The sequence below is a fragment of the Streptomyces sp. NPDC007088 genome, assembly GCF_042869355.1.
Lineage (GTDB): Bacteria > Actinomycetota > Actinomycetes > Streptomycetales > Streptomycetaceae > Streptomyces.
This window is the reverse complement of record NZ_JBIAFO010000010.1, coordinates 80,624-99,587: the sequence shown is the minus strand read 5'-3', so window position 1 is coordinate 99,587 and position 18,964 is coordinate 80,624. Positions and strand designations below refer to the sequence as shown.

General features: G+C 69.0%; 22 protein-coding genes and 2 pseudogenes. 12 read left to right on the top strand and 12 right to left on the bottom strand.

From position 1 onward, the window contains the following. Positions 1 to 90 precede the first annotated feature (90 nt). On the top strand, positions 91 to 288 hold the full coding sequence (locus tag ACFYMP_RS17675) for a hypothetical protein (RefSeq protein WP_388857741.1): 198 nt from the start codon (positions 91 to 93) through the stop codon (positions 286 to 288). Positions 289 to 414: 126 nt separating this feature from the next. On the opposite strand, the gene ACFYMP_RS17670 is transcribed toward ACFYMP_RS17675, so the two are convergent. Together ACFYMP_RS17670 and ACFYMP_RS17665 are read right to left on the bottom strand one after the other, a co-directional pair. Continuing rightward, positions 415 to 912 (bottom strand): hypothetical protein, encoded by a 498-nt coding sequence (locus ACFYMP_RS17670; RefSeq protein WP_388857738.1) that lies wholly within the window; start codon positions 910 to 912, stop codon positions 415 to 417. Between the two features lie 50 nt (positions 913 to 962). Beyond that, complete coding sequence (locus ACFYMP_RS17665; RefSeq protein ID WP_388857735.1) at positions 963 to 1,085, bottom strand: hypothetical protein; 123 nt, start codon at positions 1,083 to 1,085, stop codon at positions 963 to 965. A gap of 112 nt (positions 1,086 to 1,197) precedes the next feature. Between ACFYMP_RS17665 and ACFYMP_RS17660 the strand changes: the two genes are divergently transcribed. Next, positions 1,198 to 1,401: a hypothetical protein gene (locus ACFYMP_RS17660; RefSeq protein ID WP_388857732.1), complete on the top strand. Its 204-nt coding sequence runs from the start codon at positions 1,198 to 1,200 to the stop codon at positions 1,399 to 1,401. A 56-nt stretch (positions 1,402 to 1,457) separates the two neighbouring features. Next, positions 1,458 to 1,736, top strand: a complete 279-nt coding sequence (locus ACFYMP_RS17655) for a hypothetical protein (RefSeq protein WP_388857729.1) — start codon at positions 1,458 to 1,460, stop codon at positions 1,734 to 1,736. On the opposite strand, the pseudogene ACFYMP_RS17650 reads toward ACFYMP_RS17655, so the two are convergent. Both ACFYMP_RS17650 and ACFYMP_RS17645 read right to left on the bottom strand, forming a co-directional pair. Next, positions 1,736 to 1,822, bottom strand: a pseudogene (locus ACFYMP_RS17650) (haloacid dehalogenase); the annotation flags it as partial. The gene ACFYMP_RS17655 and the pseudogene ACFYMP_RS17650 sit on opposite strands and share 1 nt — an antisense overlap. A gap of 899 nt (positions 1,823 to 2,721) precedes the next feature. Next, complete coding sequence (locus tag ACFYMP_RS17645) at positions 2,722 to 3,237, bottom strand: hypothetical protein (RefSeq protein WP_388857726.1); 516 nt, start codon at positions 3,235 to 3,237, stop codon at positions 2,722 to 2,724. Between the two features lie 152 nt (positions 3,238 to 3,389). Between ACFYMP_RS17645 and ACFYMP_RS17640 the strand changes: the two genes are divergently transcribed. Both ACFYMP_RS17640 and ACFYMP_RS17635 read left to right on the top strand, forming a co-directional pair. Further along, positions 3,390 to 3,737, top strand: a complete 348-nt coding sequence (locus ACFYMP_RS17640; RefSeq protein ID WP_388857723.1) for a DUF6233 domain-containing protein — start codon at positions 3,390 to 3,392, stop codon at positions 3,735 to 3,737. Between the two features lie 239 nt (positions 3,738 to 3,976). After that, positions 3,977 to 4,237 (top strand): hypothetical protein, encoded by a 261-nt coding sequence (locus tag ACFYMP_RS17635; protein ID WP_388857720.1) that lies wholly within the window; start codon positions 3,977 to 3,979, stop codon positions 4,235 to 4,237. A 200-nt stretch (positions 4,238 to 4,437) separates the two neighbouring features. Here ACFYMP_RS17635 and ACFYMP_RS17630 read toward each other — a convergent pair whose 3' ends face one another. The 3 genes from ACFYMP_RS17630 to ACFYMP_RS17620 all read right to left on the bottom strand — a co-directional run bounded on the left by ACFYMP_RS17630 (position 4,438) and on the right by ACFYMP_RS17620 (position 6,616). Next, positions 4,438 to 5,115 (bottom strand): hypothetical protein, encoded by a 678-nt coding sequence (locus ACFYMP_RS17630; protein WP_388857717.1) that lies wholly within the window; start codon positions 5,113 to 5,115, stop codon positions 4,438 to 4,440. Between the two features lie 284 nt (positions 5,116 to 5,399). Next, positions 5,400 to 5,762: a DUF397 domain-containing protein gene (locus ACFYMP_RS17625; protein WP_388857714.1), complete on the bottom strand. Its 363-nt coding sequence runs from the start codon at positions 5,760 to 5,762 to the stop codon at positions 5,400 to 5,402. After that, entirely contained in the window at positions 5,759 to 6,616 is an 858-nt protein-coding gene (locus tag ACFYMP_RS17620) for a helix-turn-helix domain-containing protein (protein ID WP_388857711.1), read from the bottom strand. The genes ACFYMP_RS17625 and ACFYMP_RS17620 overlap by 4 nt, the downstream gene beginning before the upstream one ends. Before the next feature lie 512 nt (positions 6,617 to 7,128). Here ACFYMP_RS17620 and ACFYMP_RS17615 point away from each other — a divergent pair. The 5 genes from ACFYMP_RS17615 (at position 7,129) to ACFYMP_RS17595 (ending at position 11,872) form a co-directional block, all read left to right on the top strand. Further along, positions 7,129 to 7,554, top strand: coding sequence for a hypothetical protein (locus ACFYMP_RS17615; protein ID WP_388857708.1), 426 nt, complete (start codon positions 7,129 to 7,131; stop codon positions 7,552 to 7,554). A 574-nt stretch (positions 7,555 to 8,128) separates the two neighbouring features. After that, a complete protein-coding gene (locus ACFYMP_RS17610) occupies positions 8,129 to 9,358 on the top strand; it encodes a M14 family zinc carboxypeptidase (RefSeq protein ID WP_388857706.1) in 1,230 nt (409 codons plus the stop codon). Beyond that, the gene (locus ACFYMP_RS17605; RefSeq protein ID WP_388857703.1) at positions 9,355 to 10,032 is read left to right on the top strand and encodes a hypothetical protein; all 678 of its coding nucleotides are present in this window, start codon (positions 9,355 to 9,357) and stop codon (positions 10,030 to 10,032) included. Before ACFYMP_RS17610 ends, ACFYMP_RS17605 begins: the two co-directional genes overlap by 4 nt. Continuing rightward, a complete protein-coding gene (locus tag ACFYMP_RS17600; RefSeq protein ID WP_388857700.1) occupies positions 10,029 to 10,838 on the top strand; it encodes a hypothetical protein in 810 nt (269 codons plus the stop codon). The genes ACFYMP_RS17605 and ACFYMP_RS17600 overlap by 4 nt, the downstream gene beginning before the upstream one ends. After that, a complete protein-coding gene (locus ACFYMP_RS17595; protein ID WP_388857697.1) occupies positions 10,835 to 11,872 on the top strand; it encodes an endonuclease/exonuclease/phosphatase family protein in 1,038 nt (345 codons plus the stop codon). Before ACFYMP_RS17600 ends, ACFYMP_RS17595 begins: the two co-directional genes overlap by 4 nt. A 433-nt stretch (positions 11,873 to 12,305) precedes the next feature. Here ACFYMP_RS17595 and ACFYMP_RS17590 read toward each other — a convergent pair whose 3' ends face one another. Further along, a complete protein-coding gene (locus ACFYMP_RS17590; RefSeq protein WP_388857695.1) occupies positions 12,306 to 13,079 on the bottom strand; it encodes a hypothetical protein in 774 nt (257 codons plus the stop codon). A gap of 189 nt (positions 13,080 to 13,268) precedes the next feature. Here ACFYMP_RS17590 and ACFYMP_RS17585 point away from each other — a divergent pair, with 189 nt between their 5' ends. Then, positions 13,269 to 14,390, top strand: a complete 1,122-nt coding sequence (locus tag ACFYMP_RS17585; protein ID WP_388857692.1) for a hypothetical protein — start codon at positions 13,269 to 13,271, stop codon at positions 14,388 to 14,390. 414 nt (positions 14,391 to 14,804) lie between these two features. Beyond that, the gene (locus ACFYMP_RS17580) at positions 14,805 to 15,059 is read left to right on the top strand and encodes a hypothetical protein (protein WP_388857689.1); all 255 of its coding nucleotides are present in this window, start codon (positions 14,805 to 14,807) and stop codon (positions 15,057 to 15,059) included. A gap of 282 nt (positions 15,060 to 15,341) precedes the next feature. On the opposite strand, the gene ACFYMP_RS17575 is transcribed toward ACFYMP_RS17580, so the two are convergent. The 4 genes and pseudogenes from ACFYMP_RS17575 to ACFYMP_RS17560 all read right to left on the bottom strand — a co-directional run bounded on the left by ACFYMP_RS17575 (position 15,342) and on the right by ACFYMP_RS17560 (position 18,960). Beyond that, the gene (locus ACFYMP_RS17575) at positions 15,342 to 15,932 is read right to left on the bottom strand and encodes a hypothetical protein (RefSeq protein WP_388857686.1); all 591 of its coding nucleotides are present in this window, start codon (positions 15,930 to 15,932) and stop codon (positions 15,342 to 15,344) included. Between the two features lie 155 nt (positions 15,933 to 16,087). Continuing rightward, positions 16,088 to 16,567: pseudogene (locus ACFYMP_RS17570) on the bottom strand (integrase core domain-containing protein); the annotation flags it as partial. Between the two features lie 38 nt (positions 16,568 to 16,605). Continuing rightward, on the bottom strand, positions 16,606 to 16,815 hold the full coding sequence (locus ACFYMP_RS17565; protein ID WP_388857683.1) for a hypothetical protein: 210 nt from the start codon (positions 16,813 to 16,815) through the stop codon (positions 16,606 to 16,608). A 39-nt stretch (positions 16,816 to 16,854) separates the two neighbouring features. Then, positions 16,855 to 18,960 carry a hypothetical protein gene (locus ACFYMP_RS17560; protein ID WP_388857680.1) on the bottom strand — a complete coding sequence of 702 codons (2,106 nt, stop codon included), beginning with the start codon at positions 18,958 to 18,960 and terminating at the stop codon, positions 16,855 to 16,857. Positions 18,961 to 18,964: the final 4 nt, after the last annotated feature.

Genomic DNA, 18,964 nt, shown 5'->3' with positions numbered 1-18,964 from the left:
AAAGCCCCCGACGCTGCTGGAGTAGCTGGCGAGGGCTTTCGTGCGTGCCCTGTGACAGTCGGGTGGGGGGGTGGGGCGTACTCTCCCGGGGTGGCTATCGAACTCCCTGACGACCTGATCGAGCTGGAACGTTCCGCTTGGGCGCAGATCCAGGCCGGCGCGCTCACCCCGGAGACGGCTGCTGCTGTGCATGCCCGGGTCACGGAGGTTGCTATCGCGGCGGGGGAGAACCGGTATGAGGTCGAGCGCGCTCTGAAGGCCATGGTGCGGCACCCGGGCAGTGAGTAGCCCCGGCGTGCTGTACGACGGGGGAGCCGAATAGGGGCCAGCCGGGGCCGGGGCTCAGTCTGCCAGTGGAGTGCGGCCCGCCGCGACGGGGGTGCGCGGCGGGCCGGTCTCAGTGTGGCGAGTCGGTCAGATCCCGGGCGGAATGACCTGCTGCGCCCAGGCCGGGAACGTCGTGGGCGCTGAGGGGTCGATGCCGATGCTCAGCACGTCGTTGACGTCCTTTCCCACCGTCATGGGCACGTCCCTGACGTACGAACGGATCTGGGCAGCCAGCACGAGGCCGACCCACGGGGGAAGGTCCGGGCCGAGGATACCCTCCGTCAGCTCCGCGTACTTCGTATCGATGTCAACCGGTACGGGGTCTCGCAGGATAACCACTTTTGCCCGGCTATCGTACTGTTCGGTTGATGTCATCGCCCAGATGTCGGTTACGGGGATTTCACCCAGGACCATCGACGCGTGGCTGTACGGGGTCATATGGTTCCCGGTGCGGTGCAGCGAGGTGACGGCCGGGATGCTGCCGACCTCCTCCTCGGACTCGGCTCCGAGCACGAAGAACGGGGTGTCGTGCGGCATCCCCATCGCTGCGCCGGGCATCACGAACGTCGTGTAGTGGATCGGCATGGGTGGAGCCTAGAGCAGCCACTGACACTGCGGGCGAGCTGCGCAAACAGCTACGCGAAAGGGGGGTTCTTGTCCAGCCAGTCCGACAGGTCGTGGGCGGACCCGAAGTCCTCGCCGCCCGGGCCCACGAGGGTCGCGATTCCTACCGCGAGGGTGATGTCCCCACTGTTCACTTGCTCACCCCCTTCCTGCTGAGGTGTCCTCAGCCTATGCCAAACGGGCTTGGCATGTCAATCCTGTTTGGCCCACTTTATTTGGCCTACCATGGTTGGCATACTGGAGCACATGAACACCCCCCTCAGCCGGGTCAGAACCGCGCACGCCCACCACGAGCAGCTCAAAGGCGAAACCGACGTCGCACTCCAAGCGCTCTACGCCGCCATCGCCGAGGCCCGCCGCACCGGGACCGCGCAGAAAGACCTCGCCGAGGCCACCGGCTACAGCCGGGAACGCATCCGGCAGATCTGCCGCGCCGCAGGCGTCAAGTAACCACCGAAAGGGACCCCATGGAGCACCAGGCTGGACTGGTCGTAAACCGCGCGAGCGTGTCGCTCATCGTGTACGAGGTGGCGTCGTCGGCCTGGGCTTCCGCCCCGTCCGACGAGGACGGCGACGCGTTCACCGCGGAATCCGACCTCGCCCCTGCCACGTATGACCTGATGGGGGACGAACTGCTGCGCTGCGAGGCCGCCTATGACGAGGAGGAGGACCCCATGCTCCGCGCCGTGGACGTCTTACGCGAGCACGGCTGGGGGGTCGCGGAGGATTGGGAGCCCGACGAGATGGGCTACCTGGCCGCTGCAGTGCCGGTCGAAGCCTGGTAGACGCCGAGCCAGTCGGCCCAGGTGCCGCACTCCCGCGTCTCGTCTACCAGGCATTCACCGACATCGAAGACCACCGCTCGAATCATGCCGGTGATCCTACGGAGGCTGCGCCGCGCGAGGTAGTCCACTCCTCCGTGGGTGGCCCGCCACGACGGGGGTGCGTGGCGTGCCGGCCGCAGTGTGGCAGGCGTTCAGCTCTCCTTCCGCTGAGGGGCGCCGCGCTTGCGGCGTGGCAGGCCCAGGCGGTCGGCGTGGCACCGGATCGCTCTGGGGCTTACGCCGAAATGCTCAGCGATCGCGGAGGTAGACGTGCCTGCCATCCACATCTCAGTCAGGGCTGCGTCCCCGGCTGAGCCTTGTCCGCCTAGCCCGTACTTCCGCCGCTTACCGGGGAGCCCGGCCATCTCGGCGAATCTGTGAACCGTAGCGCCGCTTCGGTTTACAGCGGCGGCGATGTCAACGACTGCTCGGCCGCCGCGCCACATGCTTTCCAGCGTGTCCCGCTGAGCGGCAGTGAGGGCCTGCTGTTTCCTCTCCGATGGCTGAGACGCAGGCCCGGGGCAGCGTGCAGGCTCGGGCTCAGAGTCGAACTCTGGCTCGTTGGGGCGAGGAGTGCGCTCCAGGTAATGCGCGCGGCGGCACTCGGGGCAGCGGCACTTCCCCCGGCTGTAGGCCCGGCTCGTGCCGTGCTCCAAGTCGGGGTCGCGACCCGCGCGGAGGGCTGTATCGAGCGCGAGCGCCCAGCGTGCGTCCTCGCGGGCGAGACGGTGCACGCCCAGTACCGGGAAGCCGACCTCCGTACAGGCTTCGGCGAGCGGGATGCCCTCTGCGAGGAGCCCAAGGAGACGGGCGCGCCGAGGTGTGGGGTAGCGCGCCTCGCGGGTGGCCTGGCGGCGTGCGCGGCTCTTGCGCCGGTGTTCTTCGAGGTGGCGCCGGCAGCGGGTGTGGCCCGCTGCCGGCGCCTCTCCGCATTCGACGCAGGCCATCAGGCGGTGGCCTCGGCGCGGCGGACCTTCTGGACGAGCTTATTCACGGTGGACTGGTCCATGCCCATGGCGCGGGCGGCGGCCGACTGGTTGCCGCCGCAGAATGCGACGACCTCGGCGACGGCCTTGGCTCGTTCCTGTGCGAGGCGGGCGGTTTCCGTTTCCCACAGCTCGTTCGCGCGGTGGGCCTTCTGTAGCCGGCCGGGGAGGATGCCGTCCGTGTTGGTGATGTCGGCCATCTCCTGGGCGACGGACGGGATCAGGCGGCCCTCGCTGTCGAGGGCGTCTTCGAAGAACTCGCCGTCGTCGATGGTGGAGCGTTCCATGAGGACCTGCACCTCGGTGCCGTCAGTGAGGGTGACGTAGTCGTAGGCGGTGGCCCGGTTGTCGCCGTAGGAGCTGTTGGCGATGTCGCTGTAGTTGGTGGTGCTGAACTCACCAGTGGCGGTGAGGACGAGGAGGTCGTCGCTGCCGTTGTGGAAGTCGGTGATGTCGTTGCCGGTGATGGGACGCATGGGATTTCCCTCCGTTGCGGGGCGAGTGCCCCGGTGAAGAAAACTATGGCACCCCTGCCATTGAATGTCAATGGCAGGGGTGCCATAGAGGGCCTCCTCGCGACGGGGCCCCGAGGGAAACGTGGGCTTCACTCACTCCTATTATCGAACGCATGTCCGAACCATCCCGTCTTGATCTCCTCCGCTTCGCGCGGCGTGTCGTCGAACGCAACGCGCTGCGACAGCTCGCTGAACTCGACCAGTGGATCGCTGACGAGGAGCGCCGCGAACGCGAGACGCGGCTCCAGGAGGAGCGGCGCCCGCCCGCGCCGGACTGGCTACTGGAGGTCGGGATCGGGGCCGGCTCCCTGCCCGTGCAGCTGCATCAGGGGGACTGCTGGAATCCGGGGAAGCGTCATCGCCCGGTGAGCGTGGAGCAGGCCCGGCGCGCCCTGGCCGAGCAGGTTCCGGCGTGTGGGCATTGTCAGCCGGACGTGGCGCTGGGCTGGGTCGACGGGTAGTCGTGCGGCAGGTGCCGCCCCCGGCCTGCCTGCTGTGCAGGGAGTCAGGCCGTAGCGGCAAGTCCGGGGAAGGGGCGCCGAGGTGCCCGGCGAGCAGGTGGTGGCCGTTTCGCTGCCGCGGACAGCGATGCATAGACGCGGGCCGGGATGGCAGAAGCGGCCCGTCCCTGCTGGAGCAGTGTCTGGGGCGCTTCTGCGCGTACCCTGAGACGCCGCAGGGGGCATACCGCGAGGATCTGGTGGCGGAGGACCGCGTCAGCATCCCGCTCACGCTCGACTCCCCCAGCGTCCTCTCCAGCCGCCTCGCCAATCTGGAGAGCCCCGCCGAGATGTACACGCTCATGTGGCCGGTGCCCAACAGCCGGCCGTGGGCCGCGGTCGGCGAGGAGTGGATGCGCTCCTTCACTGCCGCCGCGGAGCGTGCCGACCGCCTGGTGATCGACCACGATCCGCCGCGCAGCATCACCACCCGGACCAGCGGCCCCGAGGCGGAGAACTGATGAGCGAGCAGCGGACGACGCCCGAGCAGCGGTCGCGGAGGCTCGCGCCGCAGGAGCGACCGAGAACACATGATCAGTCCGGCCGGTGCTACCCGCGGGGCGTCCGCTCTCCAGATCGTGCTGTGCTTCCATCTCGCCTCCAAGGGCCAGTGGCCAGTCAACATTCCACGGTGCGATGCGGGTTGCTCCGGGCGCCTTGATTATGAGATCGCCAACGCGGCGGCGGCTGCGCGGGCCACCTCCGGGTCCGCCCGGATCGCTGCTGCGACCTCGTCAGCGGTCAGACCGGCGCCCTGGGCAGGCACGGTGCGGCACGCCCGGTCCTCCAGCCTGGTCAGCAGCGCCTGGGCAGAGGTGTACTCCTGGGCCACCTCCGGGTCATCTGAGGTGAGGTCGGCGCACACGGCGTCCAGGGCTGCGCGCAGGCCGGAGAACGCCACTTTCATGTGCCCGGGGCAGCGGGCCACCGCGAGACTGGGATACTTCTTGGTCGGCTGGTACACCCGGCCGAGGGTGGCAGCGGCCTCCGAGAGGTGGGCAACCACCTCGCACAGCATGGTGGAGGAGTCGCCGCCCATGCTCATCAGGGGGCTGTACTCGTTGCCCTCGCTGTCCTTGGCGAACTGACGGCGGACACCGAGGACGCGCAGTCCGCGGACGGTGGCCAGCTCCACGACAGAGGAGGAGACCATGTGGGCGGCCTGGACGATCTCTTCACTCATACGGTTCACGGTGCGGCAGCGCTCCCTCGCGGAGGTCTTGCCCGCTTCCCCCACCAGGGCCTGGTGCTCGGCCCCGAAGCTCTCGAAGACGGTGGTCAGTGCGGTCACTGCGCACCGGATGTGGTCCTCGGTGGCGGCGTCGTCCTGCTGGGGCATCGGCATCCTTCGTTCGACGCAGCGACGACCTGCCGCGCCGCCGCGCGCGGTGACGCGCCGGTCGGCCGCGCCATCGAGTACAACGGCGGTGCCCCGGTGAGGACACGGGTAGAAGTGAGTGCCGTGGACAGGCCCACGATCTGGCACCGATGCCCCGCGACCCTCTCGCGCTGCAAGCGCATGCGCGATCAGCGGTCCGGGGAGGACGGTAGCCGGGACCGGCGGAGGCCCGGTTCTCCCCGCATATGGCGTTGGGGGAACCGGGCCTCCGGGCTGACTGACGGTCAGGCCGCGATCAGTTGAGGCTCCTGCTTGTGGACACCGTCCAGGAAGCATGCCCACTCGTGGTGGGTGTAGGTGTGCGGATTGAGGGCTTCTCCGGCCTTGTCGGTGAGCTCCACCCCGTCGGGGGTGACGCGCGCGGCGATCCGTGATTCCTCGGCCGAGAGTGTCCCGCGCAGGTGGTCGAGGAAATCCGACCAGATCGTGATCGGGTAGAGGTGCGCACTCTTCGCCGGTTCCTTGCTGTCGCGTACCGCCACCAGACCGGTCCCGGCGGGGAAACCGACTTCGACGCAGCCGTTTGAGCTTTCGGACAGGGACGCCTTGTTCCACTTGACGTTGGTGAGATCAGGTTTAATGGTCATCGCAACTCCTTCAGCACGGTCTCGGTGATGTACAGCGCCGACTCGTGATCGTCGAGGGCCATACCGCGCAGATGGCTGTGTGACGCGTCGAAGCGGCGGGTGTCCTTCGGCTTCGCGAGGTACAGATTCCCAGCCGGTGAGTCCACGTAGACCACGGAGGGCTCCGCTGGGTCGGGAAAATCGAGGATGGCGAAGCCGCCAGTCAGGCCGGCGTGCGCACCCTTCTTGTACGGCAGCACCTGCAAAGTGACGTTGGGAGTCTCTACCGCCTCCTGCACGAGGCATTTCAACTGCCGCCGCTGGCAGTCGAGTCCGCCCACCTGGCGCCACAGCGCGGCTTCGTCCAGGACCACAACCAGGGCAAGCGGTATGGGCTCTCTGCTCAGAACCTGCTGGCGCTGTAGATGAAATCTGAGCAGGTCCTCGATCTGGCCGGCCGGTGCGGAGGGGTTGTCGCCGCGCAGGATCGCGCGGGCGTAGTCCTCAGTCCGCAGCAGGCTGTGCACGGTGGCGAGACTAAAGACGCGCAAGCTCGCCGCCTCAGCTTCGAGACCCACGTACGTATCGAGCTTGGGCGGCAGCTCGTACTTCGTCCACCACGCCTCGTCGGGTGTGGAGGCGTGCATGTCGAGCAGGTCGGCACGAGTCTCAGGCGTGGCGTTGTACGCCTCCAGTAGTCCCTTCAGCTCGATCAACTGTACCCGCCGCTTGCCGTTCTCGATGCGGCTGATCGTGGAGTCGCTGCGGTCGATCGCAGCACCCGCCGCTTCGATGGTGAGGCCAGCAGTTTCACGAAGCCCCAGGAGCACCCGCCCCATCTTAAGTTTCTGCACCATCGGGCCCTGATTCGCCATGCTCGTGCCTCCCCTCGCTTTCCGTCGTCGGACACGCCCCCATCCTGCCGTACTGCGCGGGGGCGGCGTAATCGGAGACGCCATGCATCCTCCAGACCGAGATCCAGCCCAAGAAGTTTCCTTGAATCTTCTCAGAGAAGTTGCAGAGAGAATCTTCAAGGGTACATATTTGGGTGACGGCTCGCCACGGCTGGTGATCAAGGACGCTGGCATGCCGCAGATCGTCGGTGCGTCCAGCCCCGAGCACTGCGGAAACAGAGCCGGGAGGGAAGCCTCGGATGCTCAACGATGAGAAAGCGCACCAGGCACTACTTCGCGATGAAGACGTTGCTCCTGCGCCTTCTGCGTGCTGGGCGGGCGATCAGCGCAGACCGCGCCTTTTCCCGCTTTCGGCCCCTACTGAGCAGGGAGAGCCGCAGAGGACAGCTCATCCGGCCAACGGCCCTATGTGCGACGCTCCTTTCGCCTGCATCCTGCGGGCGGCGATCTTGACCGAGCAAGCACGGACGAGGATGCGAGCTGAGGTCGCGGCGAAGACGGACCGGTGGGGGGGACTTCACGCGCGCCGTCTCGGGGACCTGCACGCGGTCCTGGAGCAGACCCGGCGCCCGATCAAGCTGATCCCCTACGCAATCGAGTCCGGCCCCGCCGGATCGGCGGCGGCACTCGGGGGCCTCGCGCGGTACGTCGAGAGGTGCGGGTGGCAGCCCCGGCCCGGTGCCCAAGATGCCCGGTCCGCTCTGAAGGCGCCGCCCTTGGCCCGCCCCGGCTTGCGCACCGCGCTGGGAGAGGTCAAACGAGGCCTTGCCCACGGGCTGATCACCCAGAACGAGGAAGCCATCGGACCGCCTGAACAGTACGCCCAGCTCCTGACCGACATGATGACGCGCCGACTCATCCTGGTGCACCAGACTCCCCTGTACACCTGGACACGGTGAGTCCGACGATGGCGACGCTCACCCCCAGAGCCTCCACACCCCGAACTGCCGGACGGCCCCGCCCCGCACCGGCCAAGCGTCCACCGGCTGAAGTCCTCGCTCGTCTGGCCGGCGCACTTCGCGAGCTGCTTCCGCTCGACATGATCCTGGACGACATCGGAGACGCGCTTGCCCCTCAGCCCCCGGCCGAGGATGAGGTCCATCAGGTCCACCAGGCCCTGACCGCAGGTCTGACGCGATTGGTCAACATCGCTGTGGCCGCCGCAGATCACGACCCGAGGTGCTGGACCTCGTTCAGCGCGCGCGTGCCGCGGCCGCGCTGAACGAGAAGCCGACCGGGGACTCTGGCGACCGCCTGACCCACCTGCGGCAGCGGGCCACTGTTGCCCTCCACCTTCTGGACCGCCTCGCGGTGACAGGAACCATCAGGCAGGTCGCGTAACCAGCACGGGCCAGCACGGGCCATACGCCCCACTGGATCTCGCGGGCTGAGCTGAGACGCCCGACAGCCCTGCGGTGAGGAAGTCGCCGCAGAGGCTCCCCCTCGCCCTATCCCCTACTCGCTGAGGACGTCATGGCCTACTTCAACCAGAGCAGATCGCGCACCGTCATACTGCCGGCAGGCGGACGCTTTGCGACTCCTGAGACGCTGACGGCCCGCGCGCACCAGCTCGCGGACGCCTTCCCCGACACATCCGTCCGTCTGCTCGGGCAAACCGACGAGGGCCGGCCCATCGAGGCCCTGACCATCTCCGGCGGTCCCCGTCAGGTCGTGGTCCTGGCCGGGGTGCACCCCGACGAGTCGGTGGGATATCACACCGTCAGTGCCCTGTGGGACGTGCTGGCGAAGCCCGGCGCCGCGCTGCGCGCGTGCACGTGGCACGTCGTCTGGTGCAGCGATCCAGACGGGGCGGCCCGGCACACCCCGATCCAGCCACTGAGTGTCGAGACGTACTTCACGGGCGAGACGTACTACCGCCCCGCACCCGCGGAACAACCCGAGTGGGGATACCGGCCTGCTCACCCTGCCGACGAGCTCGCGGCGACAAGGGCCGTGCGGGGCCTGATCGACGAGGTGCGGCCCGATGCCCTCGTGTCCCTACACAACGCGCTCAGCGGGGGCGCCTTCAGCTTCGTGACGCATCGCTTGGTACCGCTGCACCGGGCGATGGCCCGAATGCCCGCACGCTACAGCCTCCCCCTTGCCGATCCGGAGGAGGCAGGGGACGGACCCAGCACCCCCTGGGCGCCAGGAGTGTGGCGGGTACGGCGGCCCGCTCCGGCCCTGGGGGCGGGCATCAGCAGCGTGCAGTACGCCAAGCTCCGGTACGGGACGGTCGGGCTGATCCCGGAGGTCCCCCTCTTCCGGGCGCAGGCCTCGCCGGAGACCGGGCTGGAGAGCGCCGGCCGCGTCCTGGAGGCGGGCCTCAACCTACGGGCCGCCGCCTCCGCGCTGCCCGCGCTGGAGCAGACCCGGTCCGGGCGGGCCGCCCGCAGCCAGATAGGCATCCTCCCCGCGATCTCCGACGCGGAGGAGAAGAGGCGGCGCGCCAGCGCGTTCAGCCACTGGGCTGTCCTGCGGGCTGCCACCTCCTTGCTCCGGCATGCCCAGGACTCGTTCGTGCGAGACCTCGCAGCCCTGGAGCGGTGCGAAGTGCTGCTGGAGCGACACATGCGCACAACGAAGACCCACCTGGCCCCCACCCCCCACCCCAGCGAACTGGTCGCCGGGGCCCAGCTCGACCTGATCGTGACGCTGGCCGAGGCCCTGCACGACACGAAGAGCCTCCAGGAGCAGCGATGAGCGCTCCCGCCCCCGCCCCGTGCCCGTTCATCGCCCCGCGCGCGACGGAGATGCCCGTTGATGACCCGCTCGTCGTGCGGGACGGCCGGCTGTCCTACCCCGATCCGGACCCGGAGGACTGGGACGACACCGAGATCGGCGCGCTGTGGCTCCGGATGACGCCCCCGGGCCCGGGAGACACCACGACGCTCGGCGGAGAGGAACATCCGCGCTGTCAGAGGGACTTGATGGCAATGCTGGCGTGCCAGGTGTGCGGCGCCCACGACGGCGTCTACGCCGAGGGGCGCGGCGTCCCTCTTCAGCTGGCCTACACGTCCGAGGGAGGGCTGCTGCCTCAGCGCCGCTACGCGCCCGGGATCGGGTGGCAGACCCTGTACGCGCTGGAGGGCAACCCGCCGGTCTGCACGCGGCACACCGGCGCCCATCAAGCGTGCCAGGGCCTGCGCGAGCGGCGGGGTCACACCCTCCTGTGGGTGCGGCGGGCTCCCATCGTCGCTGTCCTCGGCGACGTCTACGACCGGGACGACCTGGACGCCGCTCCGGCCCGGGATCAGGTCGTGTTCGCCGGCGAGCCTCGCGTGCGCGCCACGCTCGCCCGGTCGCTGCTGCGCGAGATCCAGATCGGGTGGGTCGAGCGCAGCGTCCCGCCCGCCGACACGGGGCAGGGCCGGTGACGCCCCCGAAGGGCCCGCCCGCGGGCCTGATCGTGGTCGGCGCGCTGCTGCGCGCGCTGCGCCTGCGCTACGGCCGGCACACGCCCGCCGAACTGAGCGTTCTTGGCTACCCCGAGGCGGACCTCGATGCGATCGAGGCCGGCGCGAAAGCGATCGCGGTCGAGACGGCGAAGGCGCATGCCGACATGTACGGGGTTCCTCAGGGCCCGTTACGCGAAGCACTGGTGACGCTCGCCGAAAAGTCGTCGTGGCAGCCGGCGAGTCTCGTGGACGACCAGCCGGGGTGGTCTGACCGCCTCCTCGCGCTGGCGACGACCGCCCAAAGCGCCCGCGTGCACGTCCAGCACCTCCCCGCGAGTCTGGCCACCGTCGACGCCTTGCTCGCCTCAATGCACCGCCCCACTCCGCTGCCCCTGATCGCTGCCGAGTGGCCCCTGCAGAGCACCACGTGGCTACTGCCCAGCACCATCATCGAAAACCTGTGCGCGGTGCCCGGCGTCGATCAGCGGCGGCTGGTGGCCGACCAGCTCCGTCACCTGCACCAGCTCGTCGCCACGGAGCAGGCCGATGTGCGCCTCGTCGACACCCCTCTGCCTCCCCGGACCCGGGTCGTCGCCGATGCCCGGATCGGCGGGCAGGCCGTGTGCGTGCGGCAGCAGGAGCACAACGCGCACTACGCCAGCGGCTATCACGCCACGTGGGAGCGCGATCTCCTCGCCGCTGTGTACACCAAGGCGTCCTCGCGCGAGCACACGCTGTCCGTGCTCGCCTCCGGGGCCGACGCACTCTCTACGGAGGACTCATGACGAAGACGACCATCCGCCCCGGCACCTCGCGGGCCCGCTCCAGCAAGCGTCCTGCAGACGCCTTCGTCGTGCTCAGCGCCAACATCGAGCACGACGGGGGCTGGCTCGACCAGCACGGTACGCCGGACCTCGCGCGGAGCCTGGAGATCGCCCACCTCCTCGCGGAACTCGACCCGGACGTGCTCCTGCGGCAGGAGATGACGCACAGCCAGCTCGGTCGCGGTGACGCCCATCGCCATCAGGTGGCCGACATCCTGGACAGCGAGGTATTCGTCTCCCCCAACCAGTGGGGCAGCAACCCGAATGGAATGCTCGTCCGGCACGGCACCTTCGGGACGGTCCAGCAGCGGGGCGAGGCGGACCGCCCCTACCGGGCGGGCCCGTGGGGCACTCCCCCCACCATCGTCTACGCCACTTTTCAGGAGGCCCCGGAGCACACCCTGATCCTGGGGTCCGTGCATGCCTCCTCCAACTCCCCCAGTGTGAGGCGCCTGGAGGTGGAACACCTGAGCCGCGAGATCGACAAGGTCCCGCGCGGGGCAGGTCTCCTCGTCGGGGGCGACTGGAACGAATCCCCGCTCCAGGAGGGCGAGGAAGTCCCCGCGATCGACTGGCAGGCGCCTGAACTCACCGACGACGTACACCGCCGCCACCGCGCCGAGCGCGGCCTGGACGGCACGTGGCGCAGCATCACTTACATGGACCAGTACCTGCTCGATACGGGACTTCATGATCCCGCCCGCCACGTAGCCCGCGCCGGGAAGCCGGATGCGTTGCGCGCGACGGCCGGCCGGGCGCGGCCCGATCAGGGTGGGCCGCAGCGCATCGACCGTTTCGCGCTCGACCGCTACCTCATCACCGCCGTCGAGGACGTCGAGGTCATCAACATGAGCGGAGCGAGCGACCACGACGCCGTCTGCCTCGTCCTCTCCCGCCGCGGCATGATCGAGAGCTTGCGGCGCAGCGTGGCGCCGGCCCCGCGCTGGCCGGCCTGCGGCGAAACCCACCGAACGGTCACCGGCACCGCCCGGTGAGCAAGGACTCGGCCGGCTCACCGCCGCCATACGTTGACTTTCTCCGTGGACAGCAGCGGCACACCATGCGGGCCCTTCACGTGAGCGGCAACTGAGGTTGAAGGAATTACGCCCAGCAGAAGAGTGGCCCACCCTTTTGCGGGTGGGCCACTCTTCTTGAGGATGGCCCCGCAGGGCACTCTACGCCGCACGCCGGTACAGCAGGACTCCGCGCGCACCACGACGCCCCGCAGTCGAGCTCTGAGGTAAGCGGCGAACAAGGTCCATCAGAGCCTCACTTACCGGTGACGGAGGCTGAGGGCGCGGCGGGCGATCGACTCATGCAGGACGCGGATGCGGTCTTGGCGCTGACGCCGGGTGCGTCGAGCGGCTTGGAGAGTGAGGGTGGCGGAGGAGGAGGCACTTGCAGTGCCAGCGAGTTTGTTCATGCGGATCAAACCTCCTGTTGGGGCAGCTGCGCGCGGGAGGCGAGGTAGGCGTGAAGAGCGGCTCGGCGGGCGGGCAGTTCAGCCAGAAGCGGGGCCCAGTCGTCGCCGCTGAGGTTCAGGGCGCGATTCTCAATCTCCAGGTCAGCGGGCAGGAGTGCGCCGGTGACCAGTACCGTACCGGTTTCCTCCCAGGTGTCCGGGGCGGCGTCCGCGACGGCGGGCACGTCCCGGTCTGCGAGCCACCGCGCGATCTGCGGGAGCTGCTCGGTGGGGCGCTGCGTGGAGATGTGCACGCAGTGTCCACTCTGGAGCAGCGTGCGCAGGGCGTGGGGGGCGCCGGTGACGGCTTCCTGGAGACGTCCGCCCTGCCAGCCCTGCCGGTCGTGGATCACGCCGTCGAAGCGGGAGAGGATGCGCCGGGGCTGGGCGCCAGCCTGCTCTTCGAGCTGAGGGAGCGTCTGGGTCCAGTCGCCCTGGTGGAGGACGATGCCGCGTCCGATGCGGACGTCGGCCTGGACCACGTGGGAGGTGACCAGCACGGTGTCGGTCGAGTTCCAGAACTGCCGCTCGGGGTTGGTGTTGATGTCGGCGTGGATGCCGTGGCCGGTGAGCAGGTCGTGGACGGTGTCGGTCTGGGTGCGGGGGGTGAGGATGTGCGCGGCGTAGTGGGGGGAGGCGGCGATCTGCCGGATGGCGTCGACCGCGGAGGCGGTGGTGGGCGCGCCGAGCAGGGTGTTCGCGCGAAGGCCGACGGTCAGGGCACGGGGCGAGGTGGCCATGGGTGGCTCCTTTTCTCTGAGGGCTCGTCAGGCGTGCACCTCGCAGGGGGATCTCCGGGAGGAGACGCCTTCGTGGTGACGTGTCTTCACCGTAGCACGGGATTTAGCCGGGTGGCTAATTTTTTTTAGCCCCCCGGCTAAATCCCGTGCTACGGTGGGGCTGTAGCCGCCGAGATCAAGGAGAGCGCCATGAAGAACCGCCCCGTCGAGACGCACGAGCTGCACGCCGCCCTGGAAGCGGAGAAGGCCGCTGCCCGCGCGGAACGCGCCAGTGGTTCCTACTTCGGCCTGGAGCGCGCACGCCGCGTGCTGAACATCGCGCGCATCGCCCGCGGAGGCTCTGCCGCCGCCCACCTTCTCGGCGTCAGGCCCGCCACCGTCTCCGTCACGCTGGCGCGCTACCGGCGCGCGACCGGCAGGGACCAGACACTGCCCGGCGCGAGCCTGCTGGGTGTGCCGGATGCCGACCGGTACGAGCTGTCCGAGCAGTCGGGCGCGGCCGTGCACAGCCGGGACATCCCCGTGCTGGCCGGGACGGACTTCAGTCGCTCCATGCTGTCGCTCTACAGCACCAAGCTCCGCCAGTCCCCCCCGGTCTACGAAGAGCCGGTCCAGGCGGACGGATCGCCGCACGAGGAATGGGAGCGGCGGCTCGTGCCGGCGGTCATCGCGCGGGCAGCCGAGCTGCTGCCGGACTACGAGGTCGCGCCGACGGGTCTGTGGGCCCACAAGGACCGCGACTGGCAGTGGGCCTCCCCCGACCGCCTCCTCACCCGCACCGATACCGGTGCGACGGGCCTGCTGTTGTGCCAGGTCAGCAGCGAGCCGATCAGCGCGACCGAGGGCGGCCCAGGAGGACCGCGACGGGTACCGGACTCGCTCGCGGCCACCGCCCAGTGGGACATGGACACTCTCGGGCTGACCCACGCCTACATCGCGACCCTCCACCAGGGGCACGTCTTCCGCCTCTACCACCTCACCTACGAGCCGTCCCGGGCCGGGGAGCTGCGCCAGGCCGCGGAGGACCTGCTCGCCGCGGTACGCGACCGGCGGGAACCCGACGAGCACGACCGCCATTTCACCAAGGAAGAGCAGTCCGCGATCGCCGCCGCAGCCCGCCGCATGCTGCCGGAGATCGAGGAACAGGCCGACGAGGTGGTGGAGTACGGGTTCAACGCCCAAGAGGACATGGACCGCTACCGAACGGTCCGGGAAATCGCCGAGGCGGCCGAGCGCGGCAGCAGCAGCGACCTGAGCCAGGTCCTCACTCGCAGCGGCCTGCCCATGCAGCATTTCCTCCCCTCTCGGTGATGACTCGCAGCGCGGGAGCGCGCCGGACGGCCCGCCACCGCCAACGTCTCAGGTGCCTGTGCGACACCGGCCGGCCCGATCTCCGCGAGGCGAGATGTTGCCCGGCGATCACGGGCGGGCTGCTCAAGACATCCGCGCCAGAGTCCTCACCGCCTGGGATGAGGAACTGCGCGACGCCGAGCGCCATGCCAACGCAGAATTCGCGTTTTGGCGTCTTGGCACGGCTCCTGACAGCCCATCACCGATGCAAGAGCACATGTCGGAGAATGCCGCAGACTATCGTGGGGTATAGCGAGACGGTTATCAGAGTTTCGAAGGTCACTAGACACAACGTTTTTGTTAGCACGGCACGCCCCCTGTACGAGATCGCACCAGGGTGGTGCCTGTGCCTGTCCCCAGGCAGGAGGCCCAGCCATGAACAGTGGCAAGGACGACGGAACACCCCTCATCTACCGAGCGCAGATGGTTATCTCCCCCGACGGTGACGATGCCGTCGGCGCGACACCCGCCCACACCATTTACGGACGCGCAGTTACCGGCCGGCTGCCTGCCGGCTTGACTTTCACGTGCGTGCTCTATCCCGGCGCCGAGACGATGGACGTATCCGTCACTTGGCCTAAACCAGCAGGCGAGTTCGCTGCGAATTACGATTTCTCCCCCCGCACGTAGCCCTGAATGCCCTCGTGAGCCCACCGTGCCGTTTGACGTCGCCTTGACGGCCAGGCAGCGCCAGGGCCGGGCGTGCCGAAGAGTCACAGCGATGTGCGGGTCGGCCGAGTAGAGGTTGATGTCCGCGACCGCCAGGCAGGGGAAATTGTCAGCGCAGTACTGCGCCCAGCGCCGCCGGGGGCCACACGATCCCGGAGAGACAATTGCAGGGTGGGGCGAAGTTGGGTCGTGGATCGGCGGAGGGGGAGAGACAGCACGCCGGGAGTCATGAGGGACAGGCCCTTAGTTGGCGGTGGCGATGGCTTCCTGCGCGGACTGAAGTTTCGCGAGGAAGGCATCGCTTGCGCCTGGCGGGTACGACAATGCCGCGAGGGTTGTCCGGCGCCGTGTCAGGGATGTCTCAAGCCATGCCTGCCACTGTTCGCTGGCTTCGGCAGCGGCAATAGTGGCGGGTGACCACAGGCGCATGGGCTCGCCCGCCGTGCTGAAGTGCGGGTTAGACCGGGTCTTTTCCGCAGCGGGCAGGAAGTCCCTGATAGCGGCATCAGTCCAGCCGCGAGTACGCAGCATCGGTACGGTGATCCATGTGATTGCTCGGGCGGCGCGCGGAGAGCGAGGTGTTGTAGGTGGTTGCGTTCGCGCAGCGTGCACGCGTGCGATCTCCTTCTCCCGCGCTTTTTCCTCCCGGAGCTGCGCCTCTTGCTGCTTTGCCAGGCTGTAGGCGCGGCGGGCAGGGGTGAGCCAGTCGGGCCGCTCCTTGCGTGTCTGCCGTACGCGGGCGGAGGACCAGGGGCCGGCGGGCAGCGCGCTGGGGTACACGCCGAGACGTTTCGCGGCCTTCCCAGGCTTCAGGGGCTTGTCCATTTTGCTCATACGCCGATTATGCCTCGGAGGTCGGACCGTATTCGTGTTCTGCATGTTTGAGTTCGGCTTCTGCATGTTTGAGTCCGGAGTGGGCGACACCGGCGGTGCCGGGGGCAAGGAAACTGAGGCATCCGACTCCAGGTGGGCCCACCTCCTGGAGGGCACTAGGTGTATTTCCCTGTGAGGTTAGGGAGGCGGCTGGCGGGTGGTTGGCCTTTCAGCGCGGTGTGTCCGCGGTGGTGATTGTAGGTATGCAGCCAGCCGGGGAAGGTTTCGCGTCGTTCGGTCTCTGAGCGGTAGGGGCGGGCGTAGGCCCACTCGTCGAGCAAGGTGCGGTTGAAGCGTTCGACCTTGCCATTGTTCTGCGGCCGGTAGGGCCGGGTGCGTTTGTGGGCGATCCCGGCTGCTGCCAGCAGTTCGCGCCAGTCGCGTGAGCGGTAGCAGGCGCCGTTGTCGGTCAGGACCCTCTCGACGGTGATCCCGGCCTGGGTGAAGAACACCTGGGCCCGGGTCCAGAAACCAGTGGCGGTGTCCTTCTTCTCGTCCGTGTGGATCTCGCTGCAGGCGAGGCGGGGTTGGTCGTCGACGGCGGTGTGGATGTAGCTGTAGCCGGTCCCGAAACGGGTTTTGCGGCCGGCTGGCCGGACGGGGTCGCGTCGTACGGGCCCGTCCGGCCACCCGCTCACCGGATACCGGTGTAGGAGGTTCGAGGCAGCTGCGCGTAGCGCTGATCCTCGGCAGGAGGCACCTCGGCCTGGTGTGCCTCGTCCTGGGCCTGCCGTTCCTGGCTCTGCAACCGGAGGTCTGCTGCGACCTTCCTCGCGCGCCGCAGGTCCTCCTGCTCACGCAGTCTGGTGTGCCGCCGGTATTCCTCAAGCCGTGCGTCTTCCATGCGGTGCGTCCTCTCGTACGAGGGTGGTTGGGTCTGTGGTCAGCGCACGCCGATGCTGGCGCTCTGCTGGAGTTGCTGGGCGTTCTGCTGTGCCTCGTCCGCGGTGATGGCCTTGACTAGCGGGGTCTCGATGGGTGCCGGATGGGCGGCGGCCCGGGCTTCCGTGCCGGCCATCAGCCTCTGGCTGACTTCCATGACCCGGTCCTCGTGGCCTGCGAACAGCTGGTTGAGGTCCTTCTGGTCGCTCGGGGCCTGCGCAGCGGGGGCGGGGGCAGGGCGGGGGCCCAGGTTGCCCGGGTGGCGCCGCTCGGCGGAACGGTCCCGGCGCGGGAGCTCCGCCGCCGAGGCCGCCTGGGTCGGCTCGGCCGGCAACGGTGCGGGCGCGACCGGTGCCTGTACCCGCTCGGGTTCAGCAGGTACGGAGGGGGCGGCTTCGGACGCGGGGCGGGGTTCCGGCTGCGCTGCCGGGCCGGTTACCTCGGGTGCCGGGGAGGAGGAGACGGCCGCGGCTCCCCGCTGTATTTCGAGGAGATTCGGCAGACGCTGTTCGAGCAACTCCAGCTGCGCGGGCAGTTCGGTGCGGGAGACGGTGAGGGTTTCGCGCGGCTTGAGACCGTTGGGCGGGCCGACCACGTTGAGGGTCTGGAGCACAGCCAGAGCCCGCTCCGCCTGAGCGTGGGTGAGGTCCAGTTCGGCGATTTCGCTCAGCACAAGCGGGGAGGCGACCGTCCTCTGCTCGACCAGATGTGTAGCTACCGCGCGGACCTGTGCCGCGCTGAGGTCGGCCGCCAGAGCCTGTGCGGTGAGTTCCGGCGGTCCCGCGATCTCGAGCGCGAAGCGGTCAGCGACCTTGTTGAGGAAGTGGGCGTGTCGGTGGAAGGGGTTGTTGTCCACTCGGCGGTGCAGGGCGTCGATGAAAGCGCGGCGGGTTTCGACCGGGGTGTCCGTCGCCAGTCCGGCGACGTAGTCGACGGGCGGGAACCGGGGCCGGGTGTCCTTGTCCGGGTCTCCGTCGGCCGCGGCGATCTCCCTCTGCGCGAGGAGGAAACGGATCTGCGCGTCCGCACGGTGCTGAGGAGTGATGTTCTTGGCGCGCAACTCCTGTCCGGCGGCGCGTGACTCCTCGAAGAGGGCGTCCATGTACCGCTCGGGTGGTTCGCTCTCGTAGTGGCCGAAGTCGTGCTCGTCGTCCGCGCCGAGGGTGCCCCGCATGCGTTCCAGGCGCTGCTCGGCGTAGTGGTAGATCATCGCGGCGATGTTGCGGCGGCCGTCGGTGCTGCGGTCCTGGCTGTCGTAGCGGCGCATCGCGGCCCGCGCGATTCCGGAGATCATCTCGAAGCCGCGGAGTTGGACGGTCTCGACCATGCCGTGCAGGCGTACGTCGAGGGTGAGGCGGTGTCCGGCGCGGCGGGCCCGGCCGGCCATTTCGCTCAGGGCGGTCATCAGCTGGGATGCCTCTGCCAGTTCCGGGTCGGCCTCGGCGACGGTGGACAGAGCGCCCTCCAGTTCGGGGTCGTCCGGGTCGTCCAGGCCGAGGTTCTGCTCGGGGTCCTCCAGCTCCGCCCGCTTCAGTTCCCTGGTGAGCTTGTGGACGTGGGCGATGAGCAGCCGGGGGGTGTCCAGTGCCTGGACGGAGTCGAGACCGGAAGCCCGGGCGGCGTGGTCCTCGGCGCTGCGGGTGAGGGTGCGCATGGCCAGCCCGCCTGGCGTGTCGTGTCGCCCGCCGGCGTCGAGGTGGGCGCTGACCTTGGCTGCGTGCCGGGCGATGAGGCTCGCGGCCAGGGTGGTGATCTTGGCCGCGTTGATTGCTGCCTGGGGTTTGATCTCAGCCTGTTCGTTGAGGCGGGCCAGGCGCTCGTCGACCTGCCGGCGGATGTCGCGGATGGCATGCCAGTCGGGGTGACTCCAGTACCATGCCTCGTTGTTCTGCGCGGTCGTCATCGTGGCATCGAGGCCGGTCAGATCGCGGGGGCCCGCTGCGGGTGGCGCGTCCGCGCCGTCCAGGGCCCGCGCCCGGCGCATGCCGCGCTGCGGACTTGCGTGGCGCGCGTAGCGCTCGAGTTCTCCCACCGTCATGGCCGCCGGAGCGTCGGCGGACAGTTTGAGGACGGGCGGGGTCGGTTCGGTCTGGGTCGGTGTCGTCATCACG